Origin of the sequence: Enterococcus sp. DIV0840 (genome assembly GCF_050527835.1) — a bacterium.
In the GTDB taxonomy this organism is placed as follows: domain Bacteria; phylum Bacillota; class Bacilli; order Lactobacillales; family Enterococcaceae; genus Enterococcus_L; species Enterococcus_L ureasiticus.
Map to the genome: position 1 here is coordinate 2,707,701 of NZ_CP172876.1, position 25,316 is coordinate 2,733,016.

Consider the following 25,316-nt stretch of genomic DNA (forward strand, 5'->3'; position numbering starts at 1 on the left):
TTACCCTCCTATCGCTTTCATCGGATCAACATGAGTCACTGTGCGGATTGAGAAAACACCGCCTAATACAGCAACAATGATCAACACTACACTATAAATCAGTAGATTCATACTATCTAATTCAAACGGCATAGCAGATGGTAAAACAAGGTTTGTCAACAAGGTCAAAACTACACCGATCAAGACTCCGATCACGCCTAAAATAAAGGTTTGAGCAATGATTGATTTAATAATATACCCGTTTGAGATCCCTTGCGCTTTCATTACTCCGAATAAGCTTGTTTTTTGTAAGGTCATCACATAGATAAAAATTCCAATGATCGCAGCAGTGATCACAAACAAGAAATAGATCATCGCATTCAGCGTGAGATTTTGCTCGCTGTAACCAGGTAATTTTTCAATAAAGGCTTCAATTTCATATTTTGCCAAATGATCATCTGTATCTTTCAACTTAATGTCATTTGTTTTAGTAGAGCGGACAACTATTCCATTGATTGGCGCTTTATCTCCTTCGATGGTTTTGCCAAATTTAAGCTCTTGCCATTGATCTAACGATGTATAAATCAGCGGTACAATACTAAAGCTGTTTTGTTTTGTAATACCAACAACTTTCAGCTCTTTATCTAGTTTTCCGATTTTTACGTTATCTCCTAGCTTGATTCCCTTATCCACTAAGTTTTGCGGAATAATTATTTCGCCTGATTTTTTAAAATATCGTCCTTCAACTAATTTAGGTTTGATTGAACTGTTTTCAGTCACACCAAAAAGGGAAATATTGATTTTATCTGTCTCTTTGTTTTGACCGACTTTGTTTAATGCACCAGCATATTGTCCAAGCGGTTCTTTTTGTTTTGCTTCCACCTGATTTAAATCATCCGAAACTAAACTTGAAGCATTTAAACTCTTATTCGCGTCTTCAGATAACACAATACTTGTCGCATCCCATTGATCAACGCCTTGTCTCACCCCTTGGGCAAGCCCATTTGCTAAACCTGACAACATAAAAGCCACATAAGCAACCAATACAATAACACCAATTACTAATGTGTACCTAAGCTTAAAATACTTCATCTCTTCTAAACCTAAAAACATTGATTCCACCTCTTTTTTTATCAACTGATAAAAAAATGCTTAAAAAAATAAATACACAATTTTTATCGACTGATAAAATTTTACCATAAAAAAAAGAATTAAACAATATTTTTTTATCACGTGATAAAATAACAGTTTAATTCTTTAAGAAATAACGCCGTGCAAAACCATATCCATCAATTCAGTAATCTGTTCTGAACGCTCTTTTTCTGTAGAAAGTTGGTGAACCGTTGAAAACAATAACGACAAACTCATAAGATAAAACTGAGCCGCTTTTTTCGATGACACTTTGCTGTTTAACTGTGTTTGGCTTGTTTCAAAAATAGCTTGTAATGGTTTTAAATAATAATCATTCAATATATAAAACAATTGTTGTTTGTTTTCTTGCTCCATTTCAGCTGCACTTTGATGGATAAAAGAAAAAATATCTCTATGATAGACATTCAACAATGCATTAGTACAGTTGATCAATTGGTTTTCAAGCGAATCAGTCTCATTTTGTATTTGCTCTATCTCATGTTTCAGTTGGTTGCCAATTTGTTTATTTATTTCAATAAACAAAACTTCTTTATTGGAAAAATGATAGTACAAGGCTGGCTGTGTGATATTTACAGCTTTCGCAATGTCGCGAGTAGACGTATTTTTATACCCGTTCGCTAAAAAAAGCTCCTTAGCGGTTTCTAAAATCGATTGATGTGTGATCTCAAAGACTGTTTCTTTTTTCATTGCCCCGCCTCCTATTTTTCATCTATTTATACTCATTGACTTTATGAACTATTTTAAATCAAAATCAGGAAAAAAGATAGTCAATAAGAAGAACACGTGAATTACCGACCACAAGAACATTGAACTTTAGCGTCATAAAATTAAAAAATGCATGTTATTGAAATCTAATCATCCTTATATTACAACTAACTAGCATTCTGAAATAAAAGTACCTTTTTTGTAAACCAAGAAATAAACATTTAACCTACCTTTTACAGACTTTTTGCTTCCCCTATGTTTAAATGTTAACTGGCCTTTAAAATAGCAACTCTATATTTTAAGCAATCTCAACGAATTACCAGAGAAAATCTGAATACTTAAGGAGAGTTTTTTTGAAAAAAAATAAATTCATAACTAAATTATTTCTCAGTTGTTTAACGCTTTCAGCTGGTTTACTGCTAAGTGACCATGCCTTTGCAACTTCAACAGAAGCAACTACTCAAGAGAAATTCATTACCGAATATTCACAAAAATTATCACAATTAAAAGAAACCAAACAGCACTTTTCAGACCAAAAAGCCGAGAAAAATAATCAACTTTCTAGCATAGAGAAAAAAATTCAAAAAATCCAAATCGACCTTGATCAGTTAGAGAAAATTGAATCCATAGGGACTATTTCTGAAGCATCTGAACCTAATGATGACATATCCCTAACACTTGCGACAGACGTTTCACCACTAACGGTCAAAGAAGGTTCAACAGCCGCTAAAAAAGAGCAATTGACAGAATTGAAACAAAAACAAGTCGCTCTAAAATTAGATACCAAAACCATTTCAAAACAAGAGTCCGAAGCAACTAAACAAGAAACTCAGTTATCAGAAAAAATAGCTCAGGTAAACAAACAAAAAACGGAGCAAGCAAAACAAACAGATGTACGTTCTGCTATTGTCACTGCTGCAAAAACGCATTTAGGCAAACCATACGTTTATGGTGCGGCTGGTCCTGACGCATTTGATTGCTCTGGTTTAGTTCAAGTCGCTTTTGCTTCTGCCGGACGTTCTATAGGTCGAACAACCGTTGACCAAGAAACGGCTGGTGCTACAATTTCGGTAAGCGAAGCTCAAGCTGGTGATTTAGTTTTTTGGGGTAGTCATGGTGGTACTTACCATGTAGGGATCTCAACTGGTGATGGTTCCTACATTCATGCACCTGTTCCCGGAGATGTTGTACAAGTCGCAACAGTGGCATCTTATGCTCCTGATTTTGCTGTAAGAGTTTTATAAAATAATCTCAAAAAAACATTGCTCGCTTCAAGTGAGCAATGTTTTTTATTCATTTTTCTGAGTTTCTTGGCGATTAACTGACAAAAACCATAATATATTGAATAAAGCATGTTTTACTTCTAAAAAATTTCTCATTTTTTTAAATAAAAACCGAAATTGTTGAGAATTATGAGGAAGTGTGGTATTTTATGGTTGTGTGTAATTTGATTTGTGTTCCCTCCATCTTTCTGATGGGGGAATATTTTTTTTATTCAGCTTTTTCACCATTTTGCCAACAAGAATTGTTCATTCTGCCATGACGGCTTTGTCTCACTCCTCCCATATGGTTTCCACGATGATTTTCTCTTCTACTATACGTATAATCATTTGATTCCTCTTGTTTTTTTTGAATTTCATTCCCCTCTTTTTTTGTTAATTCCTCTGTATTTAATTTTCGTTCTAATTCAATTTTTTTATCATTCCTAGTATCTTGACGCCTTCTGTGCCCCATTTCGAACCTATTCATTTGGTCAAAATTTGGACTTTTAACAGCCTCACTAACTGTAACAAAACCTAGACCTCCTACAAACACTACTACAAGTAATCCGCTAATTATCTTCTTCATTTCTTGATTCCTCCTAAATTTAAATACGAAGCGGGATAGCACAGCTCTGCCAGAAAAAATGGAACTAGATAACATATAGCTAACACCTTTCCTTTAGTTTAATGAATAAGTGTGTCAAATATGTGTCGAAAATAAATTCCCAAAATAGGCAATTATTGACTATAATAAAAGGAGTAACTAGGAGGATATTTCATGAAAAATATTTTGATCGTGGATGATCATTTACAAATTACAGAAGTTTTAAAAGAATATGTTTTAAAAGAAGGATTTTCTCCGATCGTAGCTTCTGATGGACTGTCTGCGCTTGACGCATTTTTTAGCCATTCAATCGAGCTGATTTTATTAGATGTTATGCTTCCAAAACTTGATGGATTCGACGTTTGTAAAAAGATCCGGGAAACATCCAATGTCCCAATCATCATGGTCACTGCCAAAGGTGAAGACTACCATCGAATCATGGGGTTAGATATCGGTGCGGATGATTATATTGTTAAACCATTTTCCCCAAGTGAAGTAATGGCACGGATTCGAGCAATTCTAAGACGAATCGAACGCACAGAAGAAAATCAACTTACGATGGAGCAACTGACTTATGATAACTTGATCGTCTATTTAGAAGAAAAGAAAGTTATCATCGCACAACAAGAAATCATGTTAACAAAAAGAGAATTAGAACTTCTATGGTTACTCTTAGCGAATCGGGAAAAAGTATTTTCAAGAGATAACTTATTGGATAGTCTATGGGGCATCGATTATTTCGGTGATGCCAGAACTGTAGACACTCATATTAAACGATTACGGGCAAAATTAGACGAAGTCGCTCATCCAAACTGGGAAATCGCCACGGTTTGGGGCCAAGGGTATAAATTTGAGGGGAAAAATGAAAAATAAACTAACTAGAAAACTCATCCTTTACTTTTCACTTACATTGTTACTCTTTTCAGTAGTGATTGGTATTGCATTTAGCACACTATTTTCCAAACAAACAGTTACTATCCATACTGAAGAAATGACTCGACGTGCGACGGTTATCGCAGAAACTTTAAGTGATTATTTTACTGAAGAAGAAACAACAAACGATAGCAGTTCTTCTATGCGCGGTATGATGGGCTCTGGCTCCTCGATGAAAATGGGCATGGGCTATTCTTCCTTCCTTAAATTTATGGATCAATTCGCAATGGATGATATTTGGATCGTTGATGAAAATGCTGATACAATCACTGTAGGTCATGGTATGCACAGCAAAGAGTACGGTGAATTACCTGATAATGCTCGAGATGTAATCAAGAAAGTTTATACTGGGAAAACTGCCACCAGCGATGCATTCAGCAACGTTATTGGGAAACCAACTGTTACGGTAGGTGCACCAATTAAAAATAACAATGGCGCTGTTCTCGCTGTTGTTTTACTTCATTCAGCGATTTCCAGTGTTCATAAAGAAGAAAAACAAGGGTTTTTATTACTATTTATCAGTATTTTGATTGCTTGGATCATTGGACTTTTATTATCCATTCTTTTATCGAAAAAATTTATAGCTCCGATCAACAAAATGAGTCACTTCACTGAAGAACTTGTTATCGAAAATTATGATGAATCACTAAACATCGATACCAATGATGAAATAGGCCAGCTGGGAGAAAAGTTAACGATTTTAAAGAACCGTCTTGCTACAGCAAAGTTCCAGCGGGAAAATCGTGAACAAGCTCAAAAAAATTTCCTATCCACGATTTCTCACGAATTACGAACACCCGTAACGGTGATTCGAGGTTCACTGGAATCATTAAATGACGGTTTGATTGATCAGCCAGAAAAAATCGAGCAATATTATCAACAACTTTTAGCTGAATCTATTGTTTTAGAACGGTTGATCAATGATTTGCTAGAATTATCCAGACTAGAAAATTCCGAGTTTACTATCACAATGGAATCTGTTTCGATCAATGATGTTTTATCCGATAGTTTAAGAAGCCTTCGTTTAAAATCATCAGAAAAAGAACAGCAATTACAATTGAACACTTCGGTAGAGCAACCTATTATTGTTAATGGAGATTATGGCAGGATTCGCCAACTTTTTGTTATTTTGATCGAAAATGCGTTGAAATTTTCGCCAAAAAATGCTATCATTTCAGTTCAGTCTAAAGTAGAAATAGACAACATGATCATTAGTATTCATAACCCTGGTTCTTACATCTCTCCAAAAGAACAAAAAGAAATCTTTCAACGTTTCCATCAGGCTCGTTCAAAAGAACAATTGGATGGCACTGGGTTAGGTTTAGCAATTGCTAAAGAAATTGCGGAACGACATCATTTTGGTTTAGATGTCAGTAGTGACAAAAAGAGCGGAACAACGTTTTTTGTTAGAATACCACTAAAATAGAAAAAGAAGCTGAGACATAACTATTAAAGTTATATCTCAGCTTCAAGGAATCCTAATAAACGGTGGGAGCAGAAGCAACCTCTTCTTTAATTCTTATTCCACCGTAACACTCTTAGCTAAATTACGTGGTTTGTCTACATCATAGCCTCTTTGTAATGTCGCAAAGTAAGCGATCAATTGTGTTGGGATAATACTAACTAAAGGGGTTAGTAATGGATGTACATCAGGTATGATCAATTGATCCGTCTCTTTAGCTAAAGACGCCAGGGCGATTACAAAATTATGAGCCCCACGACTTTCAACTTCTTTTAAATTACCACGTGTATGTGCCGCAGTTTTTTGATCTGTAATTACACCGAAAACAGGTGTCCCATCCTCAATCAATGCTATCGTGCCATGTTTTAACTCTCCAGCCGCAAAACCTTCAGCTTGAATATATGAAATCTCTTTTAATTTCAATGACGCTTCCATCGATACATAGTAATCCACACCACGCCCGATATAAAAAGCATTTCTCGTTGTTGATAAATAGTCTTCTACTAGCTGACTGATAACCATTTTTTCATCAATGATCGTTTCCATAACTGCTGCAATTACACTTAACTCATGAGCGATATCAAAGTCTAAAGATGACTGATTGCCTTTTTTATCGCCCACAGCTTTGGCAAGAACTGCTAAAACAGCGATTTGCGCAGTATAAGCTTTTGTTGAAGCCACGGCAATTTCTGGTCCAGCATGAAGCAGTAATGTATAGTCGGCTTCTCTGGATAAAGTAGAGCCGGCAACATTCGTTAGTGTCAGCGATGGCAAACCAAGTTCATTTGTCTGCACCAATACTTGACGGCTATCAGCTGTTTCTCCACTTTGACTTAAGAAAATGAAAAATGGTTTTTCTGATAATAACGGCATATTATAACCAAATTCGCTTGAAAGATGAACTTCAACTGGTATCTTCGTCATTTTTTCAAGAATCGCTTTGCCAACCCAGCCAGCATTATAACTAGTTCCGCAAGCGACGACATAGATACGATCACTGCCAGTTATTTTTTCGATGATTTTGTCATCGATCACAGCATCGCCTACTGTATTCGTATATTCCTGAATAATTCGACGCATAACGGTTGGTTGGTCATCGATTTCTTTTAGCATATAATACGGATATGTCCCTTTTTCGATGTCACTTAAATCTAATTGCGCTTCATATGACTCACGATAAACTAGATTGCCTTTTTCATCTTCGATTTCTATCTTATCTGCTTTTACAATAACCATTTCACCGTCAGCGATTTCAACAAAATGATTTGTTTCAGCAAGCATTGCCATCGCGTCACTGCAGATTACATTAAAAGTGTCTCCTAAACCAATCAGTAATGGACTTTTATTTTTAGCAACATAAATAGTATCTGGATCATTTTTATCAATCAAAGCGAAAGCATACGAACCTTTGATCACTGTCAATGCTTTTTTGAAGGCTTCTTTTGTTGCCATTCCAGCTTCTGCAAAACACTCGATCAAATGAACCACGATTTCTGTATCAGTTTCACCTTCTAGTTGCTTATTTTGAAGAAATTCCTGTTTTATTTCTTCAAAATTTTCGATCACACCATTGTGAACTAAAATAAACTGTTGGTTACTCGATGCATGAGGATGGGCATTTCTTTCACTTGGCTTGCCATGGGTTGCCCAACGTGTATGACCAATTCCAACTGTACCTTGAACTTCTGGGCTAATTTTACTCTGTAAATCAGCAATTCTTCCTAATGATTTTACTAAATGATCTTCCTTATTTTTCCCTGTTACGAAAATTCCAGCTGAATCATATCCTCTATATTCCAATTTTTCTAATCCTTGGACTAAAATATCTGTTGCATTCTCTTTTCCAATAATTCCTACTATTCCACACATACTATTCTTTTCCTACTTTCTCAATTGTCTTAGGTCTTTGTTCAAGCAAAAAGAAGTTGAGCAATAAAAAATGAACCTCCAGCCATTTTTGTAAAAATAGGCTGCGTATTTTTTATTATCAGTACATTCTATTTTCTTGATTCTTCATCATAGGTTTCTATTCTGCGTAGTTGGATTTTTGTTATAATTTTGCAATTATTTTTTCTTTCCAGCTTGTAGAGTGCAGTCCCTAGAGCTATCCGCCGAATCTTTCGATAAGCTCTTTCCTCGTCACCTGAACATTCAGGCCTGGCGCTATCCTTTATTGGTCTAACTATCCTCCTTTTTGATTTTTCAAATATAAACTGCATTAATAATACAATATACCAAATATAAATGTCAACACTTTTATACAAAAACAAAATTGGTCTAGTCATAAAAAATACTAAAAAAGCTTACTAAAAACTTTAGCAAGCTTAAAAGGTATTAATTAAACGGATTGTAAAATCTGCCGCCATTGACTTTAAATAAAGCAAAACTCAAAACAGTCAATAAAATTGCCAATCCAATAACAAGAAAATCAAAGCGATGGAATGGCTGCTGAGCGTACCAAGTTCTTTTATTTTTTTCCCCGAAACGACGCAGCTCCATCGCAGTACTGATTGTTTCAATTCGATCTAAGCTAGAAAGGATCAAAGGAAAAACAATTTGGGCTGTTCCTTTCAATCTTTGTGTCAGTTTACCTTTTTTAGACATTTCAAACCCGCGTGCTTGCTGCGCTAAAGAGATATTGACAAAATCTTCTTGAATATCTGGAATATAACGAATCGCCAAAGCTACAGCATAACTGATTTTATAGCTAACACCGATCCGATTTAAACTAGACGCAAACTCACTTGGATTCGTCGTCAACAGAAAAATCAGCACCAACGGTATCGTGCAAAAATATTTTAAAACTAAATTGAATTCATAAAATAATTGCTCTTGTGTTACTGTAAAACGACCTATTCCTTCCCAAATAACCGTTCTAGACTGGTATAATTCCACACCATATTCTGGGGAAAATAGATAAACTGCAATAATATTCAGCAATGAAAACACAAAAATAAATTTTACAACAAATGAAATCTGGTGCCACTTAATATTCGATAGCTTAAATAAAACCAGCGAAAATACTGTCATACCAATCAAAAAACGGGTATCATACGTTGTCATACACGCAACAGATAACAGTATCAAAAAAATTAATTTAGCTGTTCCATTCAATTTATGAATCACTGTATTATCAGGAATATAACCTAACATTTGATGTTCATTCATTTCAAACGCACCTCCTGATCATAGGTCATAAAGTTCTCTGTAAATAAAAATGGCTCGTCCATTCCTAAATGTTGTGCAAAAGTAAATAAGCTTGTCTCTTTCAAAGACGCACGTTCCACTAATTTAGAATCAGTCAAAACGTTAACTGGTGTTGTATCTGCGATGATGTTACCATCATACAAAACAATTGCTCGATCTGTATATTCCAACATAAGATGCATGTCATGAGTGATCATTGCGATCGTTACACCCAATTCATTTAGTTTTTCTAAAAATGTCATCATTTCAGTATAATGCTTAAAATCCTGACCTGCTGTTGGTTCATCTAAAATAATCATTTCAGGTTCCAGAACTAAAATTGCTGCAATCGTGACTCTTTTCTTTTGACCAAAACTAAGCGCTGAAATTGGCCAATGACGAAATGAATGTAGGCCGCAGATTTTCAAAACATGTTCAACCCGTTCATTAATTTCTGCTTCTGGCATCCCTTTCAAGGTCAAACCTAAGGCAACCTCTTCAACTATCATTTTCTTTGAAATCATTTGATTTGGATTTTGCATAACAAAACCGATCTTATCTGCTCGTTCTTTAATAGAAAACTGAGTAAAGTCTTGTCCTAACCAACTCATTTTGCCTGATTGCGGTGTAACAAATCCACAGACCGCCTTACTTAAAGTCGATTTACCGGCACCATTTTTCCCAACAATGCTCAGCATTTCTCCACGATTGAATGTAACGGAAACATCGTTTAAAACAGATCGATCATTTCGGTTGTATTGGTAAGTAATATTTTCAAGTTCCAATAAAGGCTGCAATGGTTCTTGCTCTGACGTTTGCGATTGTTTTTTCATCCATTTTTCCATCTGTTCCTTCAAGTTAGGTGCTTGGACCTTTTCAATATCATCTAAATACTCAACTGTTTCTAAATCCACGCCAGCATACTTCATCGCTGTGATATAAAGAGGTTCTCGAATGCCTTGCTCTGTTAATATATTCGTTTTTAGTAGATCATTTGCAGGTAAATCTGCAACAACTCTTCCATCATTAAAAACGATCACACGATCAACTGAACGATATAAAACATCCTCTAAGCGATGCTCAATAATCAAAATAGTTGTTTTTGTCTTTTGATGGATTTCTTCAATCAAAGCGATTGTTTCTTTGCCAGCTTTGGGGTCAAGATTAGCTAGCGGCTCATCAAATAATAAGATGGGGGCTTCATCAATCAACACACCAGCCATCGATACTCGCTGCTTTTGGCCGCCAGACAAATCTTGTGGTCGATGTTGTAAAAAATCATTCAATCCAACGATTTTAGTCCAATTATCGACCTCTTCTTTCATCTTATTTTGCGGCACTTCATCATTTTCTAAAGCAAATGCAACATCTTCTCCCACAGTTAACCCGATAAACTGACCATCTGTATCTTGTAAAACTGTTCCAACATCAAAAGATAAATCAAACAGGCTAGTCTTTGTTAATTCTTTGTCGCCGATCATTACATTTCCAGTTATTTCCCCTTCATAACTATACGGAATCAATCCATTGATGCACTGGGCAAAAGTTGACTTACCACTGCCACTTGGCCCTACGATCAAGACTTTTTCTCCTTCATAGATCGTTAAATCAATATTATGTAATGTAGGTTCAGCCTGACTATGATATTGAAATGTAAAATTGTCAAAAGTTATCAGTGGTTTTCTCATCGATGACGCTCCCTCATTCTATGTAAAAAAGGACAAGAAAAGGCTGTTAAGCTTTGAAATCAAGCTTGCTTTTTCTCGCCCTTGATTTTATTTCAGAAATTATATTTGTGCTAATTTCATTTTACTACATAATCAGTCTTTTGTTAAACTACCTTTTTTAGTTCGCGTTGCGGCATAAGCTGCCATCAATAACGTACCAATGATTCCGACTGCAATAATATTTAATACAACAGCGATCACACCTTGTGTATAGACCTTACTCGCGGGTTCGCTATAAATCAATACATCTAATGTCGGTGCAATCAACCCCCAAACTACGGCATTTCCAATTACTTGATAAATATTAAAATAAATAATGTCTTTTTTATTGAATTCGCCATGTTGAAGATCGATCTTTCTCCCCGCTAAACCATAGACAACCCCTATAATACCAGAACAAATGATCCAACTCCACCATGCGCTGCCATACGTTGTAAAATCTTTTAGAGTATGACCAATCAAACCGATTAAGCCACCTGCAACAGGTCCAAAAATAACAGAAATTAATGCTAAAAACGGATATGCTGTTTCTAAATTTGTGTTAGGAAATCCTGTTGGAATTACCACAAAACGACCTAAAATAACAAATACCGCTGACCCAATACCAATTGCTACAATTGTTTTTACTGAAAAATCTTTTTTCATATCCCCACTCCTATTCAAAAATGATCTTTGGTGCTTTTCGTAATTGGATCGTCCAGTCTGTTCCTGTACCGATATGATACAGTTTAGAAAATGAGTCTTGATTGACTGCTACACCAATATTTACCAATGAATTTACATAAACTAAGGGTTCACCAACATTCACATCTGCAAAGGATTTAGCAAATTTCATAATATTTTGGTAGACTTTTTTCCCTTTATGATAAATCGTTACCTGTAGCTGATCATCATGTACAATTTTTTCTTCCTTCATAAATGCCAACGGAATATTTGTCCACAGAGAACCAAATCGAATATCTAAAACATCAATACTACCTTCCAAAATATGTTCATCACGCTTCGCTTCAATCAATGGCAATAGTTCGATTGAATCAATTCCAACAATACTGCCTAGTTCTTCAAACGAAATTTCACCACTAGCCAAACGCGCCCCATTATAAGCATAGATATCCCTGCCATGAAATGTGTGACTTTCTTCTGAATGAGGCAAACGGCTTGTTACTTCATCGATCGAACGAATCTCTTCGATTCCTTGATAATGGGAAATGTGCGTTAACGATCCATTGTCCGGTGTAATAATATAATGTCCGGAGTTTGTCTTCGCTACGATACTTCGTCTGGTACTCCCCACGCCTGGATCGACAACAGAAACAAAAACTGTTCCTTTAGGCCAATACTTCACTGTTTGATATAGACGATATGATGCCGCCCAAATATCATACGGAGGAATCTCATGGGTCAAATCGCCAATGATGATTTCATCACTTACCATATGGGCGACACCGTACATCGCACTTACTGCCCCGTCGCCAAGTCCAAAATCTGTTTGTAAAACTAAATAGCTCCCCATCTGATTGCTCCTCTCTAACTATTCCCATACATTATTTTTTCTGAAAAAATAGGTTGAGTATCGATCATTTCCCTATCAATTCTCAAACATAGTACCTTTTTCTGTTTATTCTGTCAATAATATTATCGAACGATCATCAAGAAATAGCAATGAATATTCGTCCTTTATAAAACCAGAAAAATAACCTGCCACATGTTCTCATGCATACAGGTTATTCTATAAATTTTTACTAACCTATGCCGATCTCAGCTTTCACGACATCCGCGATTTTATCTACGTAATAATCAACTTTTTCTTGTGTTGGTGCTTCAGCCATCACACGTAATAAAGGCTCTGTTCCAGAAGGACGAACTAAAATACGGCCATCGCCATTCATTTCTGCCTCCATTAATTCGACAACTTCTTTGATTGCAGGAACGTCCATCGCACCGTGTTTGTCAGTTACACGAATATTCACTAATTTTTGTGGATAAACAGTCAACTCGGAAGCTAACTCAGATAATTTTTTCCCTGTTTGCTTCATTACATTCAATAACTGAATACCTGAAAGCATTCCGTCACCTGTTGTATTGTAATCCAAGAAAATCATATGTCCTGATTGTTCTCCGCCAAAATTGTAATCATTTTTACGCATTTCTTCAACGACATAGCGGTCACCAACTTGCGTGATCACATCTTTCATTCCAGCCGCTTCTACCGCTTTTCTGAAACCTAAATTACTCATAACAGTTGTAACGATCGTATCTTTTTTCAAACGGTTCTTTTCAGCAAGATATTTTGCGCAGATAAACATGATCTTATCTCCATCAACAATATTCCCTAATTCATCGACCGCAATAATTCGATCGCCATCACCATCAAAAGCCAGACCCACATCAGCACCTTTTTCAACAACCATTTCAGCTAGCTTCTCAGGATGAGTAGAGCCTACTCCGTCATTGATATTCAATCCATTTGGGCTTGTGCCCATTGTGTAAAAATCTGTTTCTAAATCTGCAAATAAACGATTTACAGAAGTCGCTGTTGCTCCATTTGCAGCATCGATACAAACCGTTAACCCAGATAAATCACCTGGAATTGTCTGTACTAAGAATTGAGAATATTTTAATAATCCTTCTGGAAATTCATCTAGCGTACCTAAACCTTCAGCTGAAGGACGAGGTAAATTGTCCTCTTCTGCATCTAATAATGCTTCGATTTCAAGTTCTTGATCATCCACTAATTTAAATCCATCTGAACCAAAAAACTTGATACCATTATCTTCTGCAGGATTGTGGGATGCTGAAATCATGACACCAGCTGATGCTTTTTGCAATCTTGTTAAGTAAGCAACTCCTGGCGTTGAAATAACACCTAGCTGAAATACTTCGATCCCAACAGACAAAAGACCTGAAATCAAAGCTTGCTCTAGTAATTGACCTGAGATACGTGTATCACGACCGACTAATACTCTTGGACGGCGTGTAGAATCTTCATGCTGACTTAATACATATCCACCAAAACGGCCTAATTTAAATGCTAATTCTGGCGTTAGTTCCTTATTTGCAATTCCTCTAACACCATCTGTTCCAAAATATTTACCCATTATAACTCTCCTTCTACTTACTAAGATAACCTCAATTATCCTTATGAATCGAACTCATTAGCATAATTGATTTTCTTAGTCACTCAACTTAATTTGCAGGAACTGAACTACTCCCATTTCCTATTTCATTTTCGGCACTACTTTCATCACTAGACGTACTTGACGAGCTTGACGTACTGGAGGAACTTGTTGACTTTTCACTAGAAGGCACAGGCGTTGGCTTCGCTTGACTGGAGTACGATGTTGTTGTGCTTTGTCCGCTAGTTTCAGAAAAACTGGTATTCGTTCCTGCAAAAACTGGATTGATCGTCACTTCTAGTTCCTCAGGTGAAACAATGTAATCTGCATTTGTTGGGATTTTTATTTTTTGTTTGGTTGATGACTTTATGTTGCTTACATCAACAGGTAGCTCAATTGTATCGATTGCATCTAGAACTGATTTAGTTCCTCTAATTTCAACTTTTTGTTCTGAAAGATTAAATGTATAATGCTCAACCCCAGAAGGTGGTGAGCCAGTTGGACTGATTGTCACCCCTACCTCTTTTGAAGGCAATGTTAAATCAACAACGACTTTTACTTGAGGTGCCGGATTTTCAATACTTAATACTTGTCCTTTGCTATCAATCGCTTGAACATTGACCGTTTGTTTGATCGTATCAGCAGATTGTTTAACATTTGATAGCGGTGCAATCACACGTGTAATTGCTTTTGCAGTCTCTTCTCCTGTTGTGATTTCCACTGTTTTAGGACTTACTGCAATTTTATCTACTTTGTACCCTTCCGCCTCGATAGATTCAGGCAGTTGTGCTTCTACCTCAAAAGATTTCGTTACTTTTTTCTCTTTTGTCACAGTGATCGTTTTAGGTTCGATTTCAGCCGTCACAGCTGTACTCAATCCCTTGACTCTTAGCTGAATTTCTGTTGTTCCAAGTGGTGTTTTAGTCAAATCAGCTACTACTTGAAAGTTCCTTGTATCTTCATTCGATTCTAAATCTAATTGAATTCGATTTAAACTACTTAAATGAACATTGACTGTTTCTTGATAACCAGACACAAAATACTTATCTTTATCATACTCTAATTGAACAGGAATATTAGACAGCATTTCATCATAAACTTGACTTACACTATTCATACTCGATAGATTGCCTGATGCATTGGCATTAAAAAATAATAATAATGCAAAAAGTAATGCTAATACTCCTGAGAACCAGTTGCTTTGATGGGGCTTTTTCATTTCTTTTTCGCCCCTTTCGATACACCGTCAATAAAGTGCTGCAAAAGATTTTTTTTATCCTTACTTTCTTCTTTTGGAACTAATTCTGCTCTAAGAATTTTCAGATATTCTTCCTGAGTTAGTCTAGGAATCAAATCATTATTCAATGTCAGACTGACGTCACCTGTTTCTTCTGATACAATAATCGTCACGGCATCACTAACTTCACTGATACCAACGGCCGCTCTATGTCGGGTTCCGAATTCTTTTGGAATCAAATTACTTTCTGACAAAGGCAGATAGGCGCTGGCTACAGCAATTTTCCCTTGTTTAACAATCACTGCACCGTCATGTAAGGGCGTGTTCGGAATAAAAATATTGATCAGTAGTTCTCCTGTAATATCAGCATCTAAAGGAATCCCCGTCTCGATATATTCATCTAAGCCAGTATTTCTTTCCACGGTGATCAATGCACCAATTTTTCGTTTAGACATATACTGAATGGCTTTATCAAAAGCAAGGATCATTTTTTCATCTTCCTGTTGTTCAGATCTACTTGTACGGAAAAATGAACTTCTCCCCAAATGTTCTAAGCCCCGCCGGACTTCTGGCTGAAAAATCACGACTGCAGCAATAACTCCGTACATAATGACTTGGTTCATCAGCCATGACAATGTATGCAGTCCAATAATTTCACTCACTATTCGAATTACAATAAAAACAGCGACCCCTTTTAACAGTTGGACGGCTTTTGTTCCCCTAACGAGCATGATTAATTTGTAAACGAGATACCATACTACCAGAATATCTATAATATTGATGATATAATCACGCGACAAGAAATCTGATGAGATCAATTGCCGCCAATAATTCAAATCAAATAATTGACTAAGTTGAAAAGACATCATAAACCTCACTTCTCTCTGAAGATTTCTTAAATAAGTATACCATAATCTTTTGCTTGGTTACAGGAAGAGTGCGAACGATAGAAAAATTTAAATAAAATAGAATGAAAGAAGAAGACGACTGTATCTCACTTCTTTCATTCTAAATCAAAAAACTTTATTATTCTTCTACTTTTCCTCTTTTTGCGGCACGTTCTGCTCGTCTAGCTGCCCTTCTTGCATCAGCTTCTGGATCAGCTACTCGTTCTTTTTTGACACGAGGCACGTTTTCACTCACTACTTCATCTGTTGTTTTTTCTAATTTTGCTCGAATTTTGTCTTCCTGACCAGCCATACGGGCATAATTATAAAAACGATTTTTCGCATCATCTACCGTTTTTTCAAACAGTTTACCCGCGAATTCAGGTTGTGTAGACTCTAATGAAGAAAAACGAACTTGTTTACGCATAAATTCTTGCATCGCTTCAAAATTCGGCTTTTTGTAATCTAACGTCATTGGATTTTTCCCTGACTCTCTTAATTCTGGGTTATAGCGATACAATGACCAATACCCAGAATCAACCGCTTCTTTGGCTTCTTCTAAGGTTTTACTCATTCCCCCAGCTAAGCCATGTGTAATACAAGGTGTATACGCGATAATAATAGACGGTCCTGGGAAGCGTTCGGCTTCTTCAAAGGCTTTGATCGTCTGCATTTGATTAGCTCCTGATGCAATTTGAGCCACATATACGTTGCCATAGGTCATCGCCATCATACCTAAATCTTTTTTAGAAACATATTTCCCACTTGCGGAGAATTTTGCAATTGCAGATGCTGGCGTTGCTTTTGACGTTTGTCCACCAGTATTAGAATAGACTTCATTATCTAAAACTAACATATTAACGTCGGCGCCACTGGCAAGAACATGATCGATTCCGCCATAACCAATGTCATAGGCCCAACCGTCTCCACCGATCATCCATTGGCTATTTTTCACAAACAAATCATTGTCTGCATAAATTGCTTCTAATAATGGTTGATCGTTTTTTTCATCAAGCAAAGCAGCTTTTAGTTTTGCAGCACGTTGTTGTGTACCTTCACCAGTATGCATATGGTTGATCCAATCTTCCATTAGTAGTTTTAACTCTGGAGAAGCAACGTTCATCGCTCTACTCATTTTCATTGCTAAGTGTTCACGACGTGTTTGACTGGCTAACAGCATGCCATAACCAAATTCTGCATTATCTTCTAATAATGAGTTAGACCACGCAGGACCTTGTCCTTCATCATTTGTCGTATAAGGAGCAACAGGCGCTGCTCCACCCCAAATAGAAGAACAACCTGTCGCATTTGCGATCATCATTCGATCACCAAACATTTGCGTCAATAATTTCACATAAGGCGTTTCACCGCAACCAGAACAAGCACCTGAAAATTCTAATAGTGGTTTGTTAAATTGCGTTCCTAAAACAGTATTTGGTTTGGCTGGATTTTCTTTTTGTTTCAACGTCATAGAAAAAGCCCAGTTCATAGCTTGCTCTTTTTGCTCTTCGTAAGGTTTCATAACTAAGGCTTTGCCTTTAGCTGGACATGCATCCACACAAAGTCCACAACCCGTACAATCTTCTACAGAAACTTGAATACGGTATTTTAGACCATCGGCTCCGCGCATTTCTCTTACGATATAGCCAACTGGTGCTTCTTCCATTTCTTCATCGTCTGCCAAAAATGGACGAATCGCAGCATGCGGACAAACAAACGCACACTCATTACACATTGTACAACGATCATTGTTCCATTCTGGTACTTCAACAGCGATTCCGCGTTTTTCAACAGCTGTTGTGCCAAGTGGCATCCGTCCATCCGTCATACCATTTTTGATGAGCGCACTAACCGCAAGATCATTTCCTTCTTGACAATTGATCGGTTCGACGATTTCATGAACATAATCAGTAACGTTATCTTTGCGAACTTTTGTTTTTACTTCAATTGTTTTCCAAGCAACTGGCACTTCGACTTTATGCAGAAGTTCAACCGTACGTTCAATTGCCTGAACATTTTTTTCAACAACAGACATCGATTTTCTAGCATAGCTTTTGAATGCTTCTTCTTTTAAGATCGGTAGCACCTCATCAAATGGCATGATATCCGCTAATTTGAAAAAAGCTGTTTCCATCGCTGTATTGATCCGACCACCTAATCCAACTTCACTGGCTAATCGAACAGCATTGATCGTATAAAAATTGATTTCATTTTCAGCTAAGTAACGTTTTAGTTTTCTTGGCAAGAAGCGCTCTAATTGTTCATCATTCCAAACTGTATTTAGTAAAAAGGTGCCGCCTTTTTTCAAGCCCTTAACTAAATCATACGTATTTAAGTACGCTGCAGTATGACACGCAACAAAATCTGCATGCTCGATCAAATAAGTCGAACGGATCGGTGTCTCGCCAAAACGTAAATGAGAAACCGTCAGCCCACCAGATTTTTTTGAATCATAATAAAAGAATCCTTGAGCGTATTTATCCGTGTGATCTCCGATGATTTTGATTGCTGATTTATTTGCACCAACTGTACCGTCTGAGCCAAAACCCCAGAATTTTGCTTGATAGGTTTTGGGATTGGTCAAATCAAGTGCTTCTCCGCAATCAAGTGAGGTGTATGTTACATCATCTACGATTCCGATCGTAAAACGAGATTTTGCCGATTTTTTATCTTTTAATAACTCATCATAGATCGCAACGATTTGGTTTGGTAAAACATCTTTTGAGCCTAGCCCATAACGTCCACCGATGATCATTGGACGTAAATCAGATTCATACATCGCGCTTTGAACATCTAAAAGTAACGGCTCACCGCCTGCTCCTGGTTCTTTTGTACGATCCATTACGCCGATTGCTTTAACCGATTTAGGCATTTTTTCTAAAAAGTTCTCAATTGGGAATGGACGGTACAAATGAATATTTAAGAAACCAACTTTTCTGCCTTGCTTTGTTAAGTAATCGATTGTCTGCTCAATTGCTTGAGCCGCTGACCCCATGGAAACAATCACTTCTTCAGCATCTTCCGCTCCATAATAAGTGACTAAATCATAATTAGTTCCTCTAAGCTCATTGATTTCATCCATGTATTTTTTCACAACAGCTGGGATTTGTTCATAATAGCTATTGATCGTTTCACGTTGTTGGAAATGGATATCTGGATTTTGATTCGTTCCACTAACGGAAGGATGGTTGGGGTTCATACTTCTGCTACGAAAATCGCTTAATTTTTCTTGATCCAATAATGGTGCTAATTCATCATACTCCAATACTTCGATTTTTTGAATTTCATGACTTGTCCGAAATCCATCGAAGAAGTTGATAAATGGGACACTTGATTCAATTGATGCTAAATGAGCGACCGCTGATAAATCCATGACTTCCTGCACACTGCTTTCGCATAACATGGCAAATCCAGTCTGACGAGCCGCCATAACATCTCCGTGATCACCGAAAATATTCAACGCATTCGTTGTCACGGCACGACTAGCGACATGAAAGACTGACGGCAGTAATTCTCCAGCAATTTTATACATGTTCGGTATCATCAATAATAATCCTTGTGAAGCAGTATATGTAGTTGTTAATGCACCTGTTTTCAACGATCCATGGACTACGCCTGCCGCGCCTGCTTCTGATTGCATCTCAACAATTTTAACAGGTTGTCCAAAAATATTTTGCTTTCCTTCAGCCGACCACTGATCGACAAGTTCAGCCATCGTTGAGCTTGGTGTAATTGGATAAATAGCGGCTAATTCAGTAAACGCATATGAGATGTATGCGGCTGCTGTATTTCCATCCATCGTCTTCATTTTTCGCATTATATAGTCATCATCCTTCTATCTAAAAGTAGAATAGTTGCACGCATATTCTTCTCCATTATAACGGAAGCTAGTCAATTTTGAAACAGTTTGTGAAAAAATTTCACAAACTTATTGTTTTTTTGGCTTTCTTTCTTTAGAATAACTAGAATTTTTGTGAAAAAATTCTAGTTACCTCTTTTTTTATACCTCATCCCTTTTTCTGCAAACCTTCTGACTAGTTGATAAAACCAATTATATGTTGGAGAAATCCAATTCCGTTTAAGTTGATTCCGTTTGTTTGTGTCAAAGTTTCTGGGGGGATTTCCATCCAATTTATCGTGTGTATGATACTGATCAGATCTAGGCCGTTCACCATAGTTGAAAGATTCTCCATTCGCGATTGCGCATTCTAAGTAGTCTCTTTCTTCGTTCTGTTCATTCCATTGACTTAAAAGCTGACCTTGTTCATCTAAAATAAATTCACTATGATAATCTCCAGATAAAACTTTTCGATAGAAACCTCGTTTTCTGATTTTCTTTACTAAGCCTTTATTTGTAAGAGTCCGACTTTCTTTTTTTAGATCATCCGCAGATATCTCTACACTATATTGAGCTCGATTATGATACTGCGGATCTGCATAAAACCAATTACCTTTGAGGATTGTTTTTATTGCTACTTCATCATTTTTTAAATTGTACCTTTTTTTATACTTTTCCACATATTCAATAGCACATTTATCTAATTGATTTCTAAATTGATGAATTTTTGTTTCATTTATGTATTTTTTCTTGAGGGCTGTTTTTGTTAATTTTTTATCTACTTCTGCTATGATCAAGCCATTTGGATATGCACGTTGTACAGCTTTTGCATAACAATCAAAAAAAATTGCTCCCGGCGGCATTTGGTCATAAAATTTATATTCTGTTGACGCAAACTGTAAATCGCCTGAATCATCCAAATAACCACCCAGTTGATCGATGACTAAGATGACTTTTTCTCGGTCTGAAAGCTGACTTTTTTCAAACATTTCAGTGTAGATATCAGAACCAACTAAAAAAACTGCTTGATCGTTGCTGATTTTATTTTCATTTCTATTATTTATGTAAACAATCAGAGCCGCTTTGTCCCAGCCATGTTGCTGAAGTTTTTCAAAGATAGTTGGAGAAAAATTTACTTTTTTCATTTTTATTCTCCTTAGTGTTTGTTTGACTTCTACTATACCTGCTTTTTTATTAAATTTACACTCATTTGGATGGACAGAGCATAAAAAAAGAATCCGAAGTGAGTGGGACATAATTCTTCGAGTCATATCCCACTCACTTGGAATCCAGATAAACGTTTGGAGCAGAAGCAATCCCTTCTGTCCCATCCTCCTAAGATTCTAGAAGTTATTTTTAAGCAAAAACTTCATAACTCTTTCTGATTTTTTCTATAACGATGGACGGTTTGGTGTCTTTATTTTTATGTGCATCACGATGCTCTTGCAAATGCTCTGGACGTTTCAGCCAGCTTTGAAAATCTTTTTTGCTCTCCCATTTAGAAACTAACATAAACTCACAGGTATCCTTATCTTCTGTAAACCAACATTCACTTGATATACATCCCGAAAATCTCAACATTGAGACAACATCTTTACTTGTTTTAGCTTCGAAGATTTCCTTGCCTTCTTTTTTTATGATAAATGTTACGGTTTGAACGATCATGATTCCCTCTCCTTTTCAAGTTCAATTGATAATGATTCTCACTTAGAAGTATAACATACTTCTTCATTATAAACTGAACCATAAAAAAAAAGGTGGATAAACCAGATTATGGCTTATCCACACGATTCTTAATACAACTCTAAATATTGTTCTCTTTCCCATTCAGAAACAGTTTGACGGAAAGCGGCCCATTCCATACGTTTCGCTTCAACAAAGTTTACATAAATGTGCTCACCTAGTGCATTGATCATCACGTCATCTTTGCGTAATTCTTTGATGGCATTATGCAGTGTTGAAGGTAAATCATGGATTTGTGCTTCTTTTCGTTCTTCTTCATTCATCACATAAATATTACGGTCAACTGCTTGTGGCGGATCGATTTCATTTTTAATTCCATCTAAGCCAGCTTGTAAAAGAGTTGCCATTGTTAAATAGGGATTTGCTGACGGATCAACTGAGCGTAATTCTAAACGAGTAGATAAACCACGCGATTCAGGAACACGGACTAATGGTGAACGATTGCGACCACTCCAAGCAACATAAACTGGTGCTTCATATCCTGGTACTAAACGTTTATATGAATTAACAGTTGGATTACAAACCGCTGTATAAGCACGAGCATGTTTCAATAATCCACCAAGGAAATGATAAGCCGTTTGACTTAGTTGCATCGGACCATTTTCATCATAAAAGACATTTTCATTTCCTTTAAATAATGACATATTACAGTGCATTCCTGAGCCGTTGATACCATATAATGGTTTTGGCATAAATGTTGCGTGCAAGCCATGTTTTCTAGCAATTGTTTTAACGACTAATTTAAAGGTTTGGATATTATCACACGCTTCGATAACATCTGCATACTTAAAGTCGATTTCATGTTGACCTGGTGCTACTTCATGATGTGATGCTTCCACTTCAAATCCAAGACTTTCTAGCTCAAGAACGATATCTCTACGGCAATTTTCACCAAGATCGGTTGGTGCAAAATCGAAATAACCGCCTCGATCATTTAAATCCGTTGTGATTTTACCATCTTCATCCAATTTGAATAAGAAAAATTCCGGCTCAGGTCCAAGATTGAATGAAGTAAAACCTAATGCTTCCATATCTGCTAATGCTCGCTTTAAATTACCACGTGGGTCTCCAGCAAATGGCGTTCCATCAGGATTATAAATATCACAAATCAGACGCGCAACTTTCCCGTGTGCGCTCTCCCATGGAAAAATCATCCATGTAGATACGTCTGGATATAAATACATATCGCTTTCTTCAATTCTAACAAAACCTTCAATAGAAGACCCATCAAACATCATTTTGTTGCTTAACACTTTGTCTAATTGGCTCACTGGAACTTCCACATTTTTGATTGTTCCCATAATGTCTGTAAACATTAATCGTAAAAATCGAACATTTTCTTCATCGGCTATTCGTTTGATATCTTCTACTGTGTTTTGTTTTTTCGTCATTGTATCCTTCACGTCCTTCATTTTTTGTGTAAAGCTCAACTGTTACAATTTTGGTCCTCTAGATTGGAATGGATTTTGTTGAGTAAGTCCGCCTTGAGAAATAAGTTCATCATATAAAATCTTCCGAACATCTTCATCGGTCAGCGGTTTGTTTGATTCTTGCGCATGCATTTGTTCTTCCAATTTCATTTCATAGACGCGTTTGATTCCTGCCATGTTTAGGCCATCTGACAAATAATCTTTGATTTCTAATAAGACATCGATGTCATTCAGTGAATACATGCGTCGGTTTCCTTCGCTTCGTTCAGGATGAATCAAATCTTGCTCTTCGTAATAACGGATTTGACGTGCTGATAAATCAGTCAGTTTCATAACTGTACCAATTGGAAAAACTGACATTGATCTTCGCAGTTCCTTTTCTCTCATATCCATCCCCCTCTCTTCGTTTAAAAGCATAGTAGGCTCGTTTCGTTTCGACAGAAAAATAGGAAAATACGTTTGTGCATTTTTTTACAACAGACAGCTTTTATCTTTTTCCCAAGAAACTAGCTTACTTAGCTAGATAGATTAGATATAGAATATCAATACTTTTTTCTCTTGTCAATGATTTATGTTAGGTTTTCTTACATAAAAATAAATAAACAAGTAAAAAGCTATTATATCAAGCTATTTCTATATCATTTATAGCTAAATAAAAAAGGTATCTTTAACGATACCTTTGTGGAAAACATAGTTCTTCTTATATTTAGTTTAAAAAAAGTACAAACATAAAATTGATCACAGGTATAAAACAACCATAAAACAGTAACCGTTTTTTTTCGTTTTGACTTCCACTTGCTTGAACTTGCTGATAGAGTATAAATAAAATAACCAGCAGAAAAATGGACGAACACATAAACACTCTAGCACCAGACGCATACATCGTCGGTGAGAACCACATCAATATGGAAGAAAATAAGGCAGCGCTGTAACTTAGACCAATAAAGATTTTTTGTTTAGAAACAGATATAGATAAGGCAGCAACTAATCCAAAAAACAATCCCCACACTATATAAGGCAAAACAGCATTCAATGCTGTTCCACTTAAAAGGTTGCCTGCTTTTAATGGCTCGATCCAATTTCCTTCGTTGATAAGTCGAAAATTAGTAAATCTATTGGGAAAATTATAGAGCAGTAAAAACAAAAATACTGTATATCCTGCTACTACTTTAGCCAATAGTTTGGAAAAACCAATAGCTAGAGAAACGGCGAGAATAACAATAAACAGAAGCAATAATTTTGTTTGCCAGCCTTCAAATAACCATGAACTTCCTCTTAATACTCTTGCCATTGGCGATAACTTATTAAAATCCGACATCCACATATCTATTTCCTGCTGCATTCTAATCTTGTTTCCTGGTGCTAAAAACATAAAGGTGAATCCAATAACAAAAAATGTAGTTGGAATATACAAGAAATAGTTTTCTTTTCGCTTTTTGATCAGCATTGCACCATGATAAACTATCACAACACCAATAACACACGCAATCAACTGCTCATTTGAAAATGAAAAAATAAGCGCAGGAACCAAATATAACCAAACTGACGTTTTTTTGTTTCTAAAGAAATGATCCGCATAAGGAATCAACGCAAACACCCCTAAAGCTAGTGGCCATAAATAATTAATTGCTCCAGTGATCCAAAAAATCGAATCTTTCATAACCCAGACATTGATAAATCCAAGTGATAAAAATGCGACTAAAAAATTTTTGCGGCTAACAGTCCCTACAAATATCCGTACTAAAGAATAACTATATAATAACCAGGCACAGGCGCTGATTAGATGATGGACAAATAAAGGAACTAAAAAGATCAGATAGAGCATGGCTTCTGGAAAGAGACGGGCCGACCAATTATTATAACGCCATTGTAGAAACCCAAAAAAGCTATATTCTCGAGAAATATTCATAAACCATCCGTCATCTGTGCTCATATCCACGTTAAAATTTGAAAGATATAAAACTGCCAAAACGAGCAAACCACCATAAAATAAATAATTACTTTTAATAAATTTTTGCAACTCTAAATACCGCCCTAACCTCTCATTTTTTATTT

Annotated in this window: 20 protein-coding genes; 3 read left to right on the forward strand and 17 right to left on the reverse strand. The window is 36.3% G+C overall.

The genetic code is table 11. The features are described 5' to 3' along the window. The gene (locus IGL98_RS12940; RefSeq protein WP_206843580.1) at positions 1 to 1,092 is read right to left on the reverse strand and encodes an ABC transporter permease; all 1,092 of its coding nucleotides are present in this window, start codon (positions 1,090 to 1,092) and stop codon (positions 1 to 3) included. 144 nt (positions 1,093 to 1,236) lie between these two features. Next, positions 1,237 to 1,818 carry a TetR/AcrR family transcriptional regulator gene (locus IGL98_RS12945; RefSeq protein WP_206843578.1) on the reverse strand — a complete coding sequence of 194 codons (582 nt, stop codon included), beginning with the start codon at positions 1,816 to 1,818 and terminating at the stop codon, positions 1,237 to 1,239. A 371-nt stretch (positions 1,819 to 2,189) separates the two neighbouring features. Between IGL98_RS12945 and IGL98_RS12950 the strand changes: the two genes are divergently transcribed. After that, a complete protein-coding gene (locus IGL98_RS12950) occupies positions 2,190 to 3,080 on the forward strand; it encodes a C40 family peptidase (protein WP_206843576.1) in 891 nt (296 codons plus the stop codon). Between the two features lie 247 nt (positions 3,081 to 3,327). Here IGL98_RS12950 and IGL98_RS12955 read toward each other — a convergent pair whose 3' ends face one another. After that, positions 3,328 to 3,684, reverse strand: a complete 357-nt coding sequence (locus tag IGL98_RS12955; RefSeq protein WP_206843574.1) for a hypothetical protein — start codon at positions 3,682 to 3,684, stop codon at positions 3,328 to 3,330. Between the two features lie 192 nt (positions 3,685 to 3,876). Between IGL98_RS12955 and IGL98_RS12960 the strand changes: the two genes are divergently transcribed. Further along, positions 3,877 to 4,575, forward strand: coding sequence for a response regulator transcription factor (locus IGL98_RS12960; protein ID WP_206911808.1), 699 nt, complete (start codon positions 3,877 to 3,879; stop codon positions 4,573 to 4,575). After that, positions 4,565 to 6,061, forward strand: coding sequence for a sensor histidine kinase (locus IGL98_RS12965; protein ID WP_206843568.1), 1,497 nt, complete (start codon positions 4,565 to 4,567; stop codon positions 6,059 to 6,061). Before IGL98_RS12960 ends, IGL98_RS12965 begins: the two co-directional genes overlap by 11 nt. A 93-nt stretch (positions 6,062 to 6,154) precedes the next feature. Here IGL98_RS12965 and glmS read toward each other — a convergent pair whose 3' ends face one another. From glmS to IGL98_RS13035, 14 genes are all read right to left on the reverse strand, one after another. Further along, positions 6,155 to 7,966: a glutamine--fructose-6-phosphate transaminase (isomerizing) gene (gene glmS / locus IGL98_RS12970; protein WP_206843567.1), complete on the reverse strand. Its 1,812-nt coding sequence runs from the start codon at positions 7,964 to 7,966 to the stop codon at positions 6,155 to 6,157. A gap of 465 nt (positions 7,967 to 8,431) precedes the next feature. Beyond that, positions 8,432 to 9,265, reverse strand: a complete 834-nt coding sequence (locus IGL98_RS12975; RefSeq protein WP_206843566.1) for an energy-coupling factor transporter transmembrane component T family protein — start codon at positions 9,263 to 9,265, stop codon at positions 8,432 to 8,434. Beyond that, the gene (locus tag IGL98_RS12980; protein ID WP_206843565.1) at positions 9,262 to 10,971 is read right to left on the reverse strand and encodes an ABC transporter ATP-binding protein; all 1,710 of its coding nucleotides are present in this window, start codon (positions 10,969 to 10,971) and stop codon (positions 9,262 to 9,264) included. The genes IGL98_RS12975 and IGL98_RS12980 overlap by 4 nt, the downstream gene beginning before the upstream one ends. A gap of 132 nt (positions 10,972 to 11,103) precedes the next feature. Further along, positions 11,104 to 11,655: an ECF-type riboflavin transporter substrate-binding protein gene (locus IGL98_RS12985; protein ID WP_069646157.1), complete on the reverse strand. Its 552-nt coding sequence runs from the start codon at positions 11,653 to 11,655 to the stop codon at positions 11,104 to 11,106. A 10-nt stretch (positions 11,656 to 11,665) separates the two neighbouring features. Next, positions 11,666 to 12,523, reverse strand: coding sequence for an SAM hydrolase/SAM-dependent halogenase family protein (locus IGL98_RS12990; protein ID WP_206843564.1), 858 nt, complete (start codon positions 12,521 to 12,523; stop codon positions 11,666 to 11,668). A gap of 229 nt (positions 12,524 to 12,752) precedes the next feature. Continuing rightward, entirely contained in the window at positions 12,753 to 14,108 is a 1,356-nt protein-coding gene (gene glmM / locus IGL98_RS12995) for a phosphoglucosamine mutase (protein WP_206843563.1), read from the reverse strand. Between the two features lie 88 nt (positions 14,109 to 14,196). Beyond that, a complete protein-coding gene (locus IGL98_RS13000; RefSeq protein ID WP_206843562.1) occupies positions 14,197 to 15,345 on the reverse strand; it encodes a CdaR family protein in 1,149 nt (382 codons plus the stop codon). Next, on the reverse strand, positions 15,342 to 16,229 hold the full coding sequence (gene cdaA, locus IGL98_RS13005) for a diadenylate cyclase CdaA (RefSeq protein ID WP_206843561.1): 888 nt from the start codon (positions 16,227 to 16,229) through the stop codon (positions 15,342 to 15,344). Before cdaA ends, IGL98_RS13000 begins: the two co-directional genes overlap by 4 nt. Before the next feature lie 160 nt (positions 16,230 to 16,389). Then, positions 16,390 to 20,067 (reverse strand): pyruvate:ferredoxin (flavodoxin) oxidoreductase, encoded by a 3,678-nt coding sequence (gene nifJ, locus IGL98_RS13010; RefSeq protein ID WP_206843560.1) that lies wholly within the window; start codon positions 20,065 to 20,067, stop codon positions 16,390 to 16,392. Positions 20,068 to 20,234: 167 nt separating this feature from the next. After that, positions 20,235 to 21,233, reverse strand: a complete 999-nt coding sequence (locus IGL98_RS13015; protein WP_206843559.1) for a DUF3114 domain-containing protein — start codon at positions 21,231 to 21,233, stop codon at positions 20,235 to 20,237. A gap of 211 nt (positions 21,234 to 21,444) precedes the next feature. Next, complete coding sequence (locus IGL98_RS13020) at positions 21,445 to 21,753, reverse strand: antibiotic biosynthesis monooxygenase family protein (RefSeq protein ID WP_206843557.1); 309 nt, start codon at positions 21,751 to 21,753, stop codon at positions 21,445 to 21,447. Positions 21,754 to 21,881: 128 nt separating this feature from the next. Continuing rightward, on the reverse strand, positions 21,882 to 23,222 hold the full coding sequence (gene glnA / locus IGL98_RS13025) for a type I glutamate--ammonia ligase (RefSeq protein WP_206843555.1): 1,341 nt from the start codon (positions 23,220 to 23,222) through the stop codon (positions 21,882 to 21,884). Positions 23,223 to 23,264: 42 nt separating this feature from the next. Next, a complete protein-coding gene (locus IGL98_RS13030; protein WP_010764139.1) occupies positions 23,265 to 23,648 on the reverse strand; it encodes a MerR family transcriptional regulator in 384 nt (127 codons plus the stop codon). 319 nt (positions 23,649 to 23,967) lie between these two features. Continuing rightward, positions 23,968 to 25,281, reverse strand: coding sequence for a DUF6056 family protein (locus IGL98_RS13035; protein WP_206843554.1), 1,314 nt, complete (start codon positions 25,279 to 25,281; stop codon positions 23,968 to 23,970). Between the last annotated feature and the right edge of the window lie 35 nt (positions 25,282 to 25,316).

What these genes read in the sequence shown, in the direction of transcription:
- IGL98_RS12975 (WP_206843566.1), bottom strand. Translation starts at nt 9,265, where the DNA reads ATGAATGAACATCAAATGTTAGGTTATATTCCTGATAATACAGTGATT.
- IGL98_RS12940 (WP_206843580.1), bottom strand. Translation starts at nt 1,092, where the DNA reads ATGTTTTTAGGTTTAGAAGAGATGAAGTATTTTAAGCTTAGGTACACA.
- cdaA (WP_206843561.1), bottom strand. Translation starts at nt 16,229, where the DNA reads ATGTCTTTTCAACTTAGTCAATTATTTGATTTGAATTATTGGCGGCAA.
- IGL98_RS12980 (WP_206843565.1), bottom strand. Translation starts at nt 10,971, where the DNA reads ATGAGAAAACCACTGATAACTTTTGACAATTTTACATTTCAATATCAT.
- IGL98_RS13015 (WP_206843559.1), bottom strand. Translation starts at nt 21,233, where the DNA reads ATGAAAAAAGTAAATTTTTCTCCAACTATCTTTGAAAAACTTCAGCAA.
- nifJ (WP_206843560.1), bottom strand. Translation starts at nt 20,067, where the DNA reads ATGCGAAAAATGAAGACGATGGATGGAAATACAGCAGCCGCATACATC.
- glmM (WP_206843563.1), bottom strand. Translation starts at nt 14,108, where the DNA reads ATGGGTAAATATTTTGGAACAGATGGTGTTAGAGGAATTGCAAATAAG.
- IGL98_RS13030 (WP_010764139.1), bottom strand. Translation starts at nt 23,648, where the DNA reads ATGAGAGAAAAGGAACTGCGAAGATCAATGTCAGTTTTTCCAATTGGT.
- IGL98_RS12965 (WP_206843568.1), top strand. Translation starts at nt 4,565, where the DNA reads ATGAAAAATAAACTAACTAGAAAACTCATCCTTTACTTTTCACTTACA.
- IGL98_RS12990 (WP_206843564.1), bottom strand. Translation starts at nt 12,523, where the DNA reads ATGGGGAGCTATTTAGTTTTACAAACAGATTTTGGACTTGGCGACGGG.
- glnA (WP_206843555.1), bottom strand. Translation starts at nt 23,222, where the DNA reads ATGACGAAAAAACAAAACACAGTAGAAGATATCAAACGAATAGCCGAT.
- IGL98_RS13020 (WP_206843557.1), bottom strand. Translation starts at nt 21,753, where the DNA reads ATGATCGTTCAAACCGTAACATTTATCATAAAAAAAGAAGGCAAGGAA.
- IGL98_RS12955 (WP_206843574.1), bottom strand. Translation starts at nt 3,684, where the DNA reads ATGAAGAAGATAATTAGCGGATTACTTGTAGTAGTGTTTGTAGGAGGT.
- IGL98_RS12985 (WP_069646157.1), bottom strand. Translation starts at nt 11,655, where the DNA reads ATGAAAAAAGATTTTTCAGTAAAAACAATTGTAGCAATTGGTATTGGG.
- IGL98_RS12945 (WP_206843578.1), bottom strand. Translation starts at nt 1,818, where the DNA reads ATGAAAAAAGAAACAGTCTTTGAGATCACACATCAATCGATTTTAGAA.
- IGL98_RS13000 (WP_206843562.1), bottom strand. Translation starts at nt 15,345, where the DNA reads ATGAAAAAGCCCCATCAAAGCAACTGGTTCTCAGGAGTATTAGCATTA.
- glmS (WP_206843567.1), bottom strand. Translation starts at nt 7,966, where the DNA reads ATGTGTGGAATAGTAGGAATTATTGGAAAAGAGAATGCAACAGATATT.
- IGL98_RS12960 (WP_206911808.1), top strand. Translation starts at nt 3,877, where the DNA reads ATGAAAAATATTTTGATCGTGGATGATCATTTACAAATTACAGAAGTT.